Raw genomic sequence first — 4,457 nt, 5'->3', positions numbered from 1 at the left:
TAAAAACTCATTTAAATCACTTTGCTATTAAGTACAAATTGATTCTTAGAGCGAACCAGATTGCTTGGCAGGAGCTTAAAAATATGGCAGCTTAAAATTGACCGTGCGTAACATGAGTTACCTTATTATGATGTGTATATTACGGATTGGAAAAATGCACGGGATGTACCACTTATTGAGGGATCTTTTGATCTTGATGATTTTATTGATTACGTTATTTCTTATTTTAAAATTTTAGCTCCAAACCTTAATGTGATGGCAGTATGTCAGCCTACCGTCCCGGTTTTAGCCGCCTTAGCGTTAATGTCTACGGATAAAGATCCATCGATTCCCCAAAGCGCTATCCTGCTTGGCGGACCCGTCGATACTGCACAATCGCCCACTGCGGTGAATAAACTGGCAGTCTCTAGGGGAGATGATTGGTTTGAGCAAAATGTTATTTCGATGGTTCCTGGACATTTCCCTGGTGCAATGCGCCTAGTCTATCCTGGATTTATGCAGTTATCGGGTTTTATGAGCATGAACATGCAACGCCATATGGAATCCTTACAAAAAGCTATTGACGATTATGCAAATAATAAAAAAGATGCTGCTTTGAAAACTATTCAATTTTATCTTGAATATTTTTCCACCATGGATTTAACCGCTGAGTTTTATATGCAAACTATCAATACCGTCTTTCAAGAACAATTGCTGGTTAAAGGACGTTATAAATCTAAAGGCAAGGAAATACGCTTGCAGGATGTGAAAAACACGGCGATTTTAATTATTGAAGGCGAAAATGATGATATTACCGGGCGAGGGCAAACCAAGTCAGTCCTAAGCTTATGCAAAAACCTCCCTGATAAGATGAAGAAATATGTTTTGGCTGCAGGGGTTGGGCACTATGGTTTATTTAATGGCAGTAAATTTCGTAATGTAATTGTTCCTGAGATGAATCAATTTATTACAACGCATTATGCGGTGAGAGAAATTAAGCGAACAGGGTCTTAAAATGGGTATTCTACACTATAAAAATATCCGCGAAATAACTGGCGATATTCTGAAAATTTCGGTACCTAAAGCTGCGAGCGGTTCATCGCTAGAAGCTCCACGCTTAGATGATTTAGCACTCATTCATCCACCTCAGGGAGCCCCTTTGTTGGCTCAAATTACCCAATTACAAGAGGAGCTGGTAACCTTGCAAGTTTATGGGAGCACCAAAGGCTTATCAACAGATTCTTCAGTCAGTTTTTTGGGGCATCCCATGCAGGTCAGTTATTCTGCGAATATTTTAGGACGAGTATTTAATGGAACCGGAAATCCTATTGATGGTGGACCTAAGCTTGAGCAAGAAGATACAACGCCTATTCGTACTGCTACAGTTAATCCAACCCGAAGAACGCTAGCATCTAAAATGATTCGAACTAACATTCCAATGATTGATGTTTTTAACTGTTTAGTGGAAAGCCAAAAAATTCCCGTTTTTTCTATTGCTGGTGAACCCTACAACGATTTGCTCGCCAAAATTGCGACTCAAGCTGATGCCGATATTATTGTTTTCGGGGGAATGGGACTTCTCTTTGATGATTATTATGCTTTTCGAAAAAACTTTGAAGATCACGGCTCGATAGCGCGTACTGTGATGTTTGTAAATCAAGCCTCAGACCCTATCTTAGAGCGCTTACTGGTGCCTGATATGGCTTTAGCGGTAGCAGAGAAAATGGCGGTGGAAGAGGGGAAGCGCGTTCTCGTATTACTCACTGATATGACTGCTTTTGCTGATGCATTAAAAGAGGTTGGTATTGCGATGGAGAGGGTTCCTTCCAATCGTGGCTATATGGGTGATCTTTATTCCCAATTAGCACGGCGTTATGAGAAAGCCTGTGATTTCCAAGGGACAGGTTCCGTTACCATTCTTTCGGTAACCACGATGCCAGGAAATGATCTCACCCATCCTGTTCCTGATAACACTGGATATATTACTGAAGGACAATTTTATTTACATGGCGGCGTAATTGATCCCTTCGGTTCTTTATCACGTTTAAAACAGCATGTAATTGGTAAACAAACAAGAGATGATCATAGTCAAATAATGAATACCATGATTCGTTTTTATTCTGCAGCCTGTGAAGCTGAGCAAAAACAAGCAATGGCTTTTGAAATTTCTGAATTTGATGAGCGTTTATTGTTATTCGGTCGTTTATTCCGTGAGCGTTTTATGGATATTAAACAGGCTCTTCCTCTAGAAAAGGCCCTAGATTTAGCGTGGAAAACCTTAGCAGAGTGTTTTCATGAAAATGAGCTGTTGATGAAGCAAGAGTTAGTAGATAAGTACTTTAATGCTCATGTGAAGGAGGGGGCTCATGGCACAGTTAAAACTGAATAAGGCCTCACTTAGCTTGGAACAAAAAAATTTAAAAAATTATCAACGCTATTTACCTTCATTAGAATTAAAAAGAAAAAAATTGCTCTCGGAGCAAAGTAATTGTGGCGAACAATTGATGCAATTAAAAGCGCAAGAACAAGCTCTTCGCCAGAGTGCCGAAGAGCATTTTCCCATGATTAATGAATCGATTAAACTCCTTAAATCTTTAATTAAAGTTGAGCAAGTCAGTATTGAAGAGGAAAATATTGTTGGAGTGCGTTTACCCGTATTTAAAAATCTTAAACTCCGCATCGAGCCCTACCCCTACCTTAATACGCCTCATTGGTTTGATTCCTTAATCCAACATATTAAGGAATTGACTGAATTTCGTATCCGGATGAAATTAGCATGCCTGCGTGCGCAACGTTTAGCTAAGGCAATTCAAACGGTCACCCAAAGGAAAAATTTATTTGAAAAAGTACTAATCCCTAATGCCTTGAAGCATATTCGGTTAATTCAAATTTTTCTCGCTGATAATGAGCGTGCCGGTGTTGTTCGCTCTAAAATTGCCAAAAAGAAAAGGCAGTTATTATGAGTATTGCGGCCTTTAAAAAAGTAACTTTAGCAGGATTAAGCCGCTGTAAAGACGAACTGTTGTTGGCAGTACAAGAATTAGGGTGTTTACATCTGATTGCCCTTAATCCCAAAACTAAATCGACTCTCACCACAACTTCAACTACAGTCTTAGATGAAATAAAAGCAAGTTTGCGTTACTTAAAAGCTTCTCCCGATCAGGGTTCACCCCGATTATTTTGGAAAGGGGCTACACCTAACCAAGTAGTGCAGCAAATTTTAAGCAATCAAAGAGCATTCCGTGAATGCACCGATCGCCGTGATTTTTTGACGATGCGTATTCGAGCTTTAAAAGAATGGGGAAACTTTGTTTTACCTGCACAGGCGGCCTTAAACGGAATAAAACTTTGGTTCTATAAGCTCCCCCTTAAAAAGCTCGCCCTACTTAATAAAGAACTGCCGTTACAAGAAGTATACCGGAACCAAAGTTATATCTTTATCGTTCTGTGCGCGGAAGAAGAACCGCATGATGATGCCTTATCCGTTTATAGGGTTCATACGGGTTCTTGCGCTTTAAATGAGTTATTGCAAGAGCTAGATGAATTAAATGAGCAAATTGAAGACCTAATTGATGAACGGCGTAGTTTAACGCGTTTTCGTTATTTATTAAGCAAAGAAGTAGCTCAGTTTGCTGATCGCTCTGAATTAAAAAAAGCAAAAGAAAAAATCCAAAACCATGAGGTGTTTTTTCTAGTACAGGGTTGGATCCCTGAACAAGGTCTAGAGAATTTAGAAGCCTTTTGTGTTCAACAGCATATTGGTTTAACTATCGAGATGCCTTTAGACGAAGAGTTGCCTCCCACTTTATTAGAATCATCTACATGGTTAAAGGGAGGGAAAGAGCTGGTGAATTTTTATCAAACGCCAGGTTATCATTCTTTGGATCCCTCAATAATGGTCTTTTTTTCCTTCGCCTTGTTTTTTGCGATGATCCTCGCCGACGCAGGCTATGGGCTAATACTTGCTTTATTTACCTTGTTCACTTGGAAAAGATTAAATAAATATGCATTTTCTTCTTGGTTTAAACCTTTATTGGCAGTCATTAGCCTCTTCTCCATTATTTATGGTGTTTTACTAGGGAGTTATTGGGGCGTTGAGCCGAAAGAGGGTAGCTTTTTAGCCCACTTACATATTATTAATATTCACAACTTCAAAGCGATGATGTATTTAGTCATTGTCATCGGATGTGTGCATATTTGTATTGGTTGTGGTATGCGGGCTTGGTTTGCACGAGAGCGAAATAGCAAAATACAAGCCATAGGTTTTATTATTTTAATCACTTCTGTCTTAATGTTCGCGGGCGCAGTAATTCAAAAGTGTTCATTTTTAAAAGATCTGGCTATTGCTCAATTTATAATTACTCATGTTACGCACGGTCAATTTTAAGCTGCCATATTTTTAAGCTCCTGCCAAGCAATCTGGTTCGCTCTAAGAATCAATTTGTACTTAATAGCAAAGTGATTTAAATGAGTTTTTA

4 protein-coding genes are annotated in these 4,457 nt (G+C 39.0%); all 4 read left to right on the top strand.

Going from position 1 to position 4,457, the window contains the following annotated elements; translation table 11 throughout:
* The first annotated feature begins 132 nt into the window (after nt 1-132).
* The 4 genes from phaZ to ELY15_RS13740 are packed head-to-tail and all read left to right on the top strand — an operon-like array spanning nt 133 to nt 4,366.
* Nucleotides 133-993, top strand: coding sequence for a polyhydroxyalkanoate depolymerase (gene phaZ, locus ELY15_RS13755; RefSeq protein ID WP_233586783.1), 861 nt, complete (start codon nt 133-135; stop codon nt 991-993).
* A gap of 1 nt (nt 994) precedes the next feature.
* Nucleotides 995-2,368, top strand: a complete 1,374-nt coding sequence (locus ELY15_RS13750) for a V-type ATP synthase subunit B (protein ID WP_127101008.1) — start codon at nt 995-997, stop codon at nt 2,366-2,368.
* Nucleotides 2,346-2,942: a V-type ATP synthase subunit D gene (locus ELY15_RS13745; protein ID WP_127101006.1), complete on the top strand. Its 597-nt coding sequence runs from the start codon at nt 2,346-2,348 to the stop codon at nt 2,940-2,942. Before ELY15_RS13750 ends, ELY15_RS13745 begins: the two co-directional genes overlap by 23 nt.
* Nucleotides 2,939-4,366: a V-type ATPase 116kDa subunit family protein gene (locus ELY15_RS13740; RefSeq protein WP_127101004.1), complete on the top strand. Its 1,428-nt coding sequence runs from the start codon at nt 2,939-2,941 to the stop codon at nt 4,364-4,366. Before ELY15_RS13745 ends, ELY15_RS13740 begins: the two co-directional genes overlap by 4 nt.
* The last annotated feature ends 91 nt before the right edge of the window (nt 4,367-4,457 follow it).

Source organism: Legionella sp. km772 (assembly GCF_003989735.1).
Classification (GTDB): domain Bacteria; phylum Pseudomonadota; class Gammaproteobacteria; order Legionellales; family Legionellaceae; genus Legionella.
The sequence above is the reverse complement of the archived record's forward strand: the minus strand, read 5'-3'. Positions and strand labels throughout refer to the sequence as shown.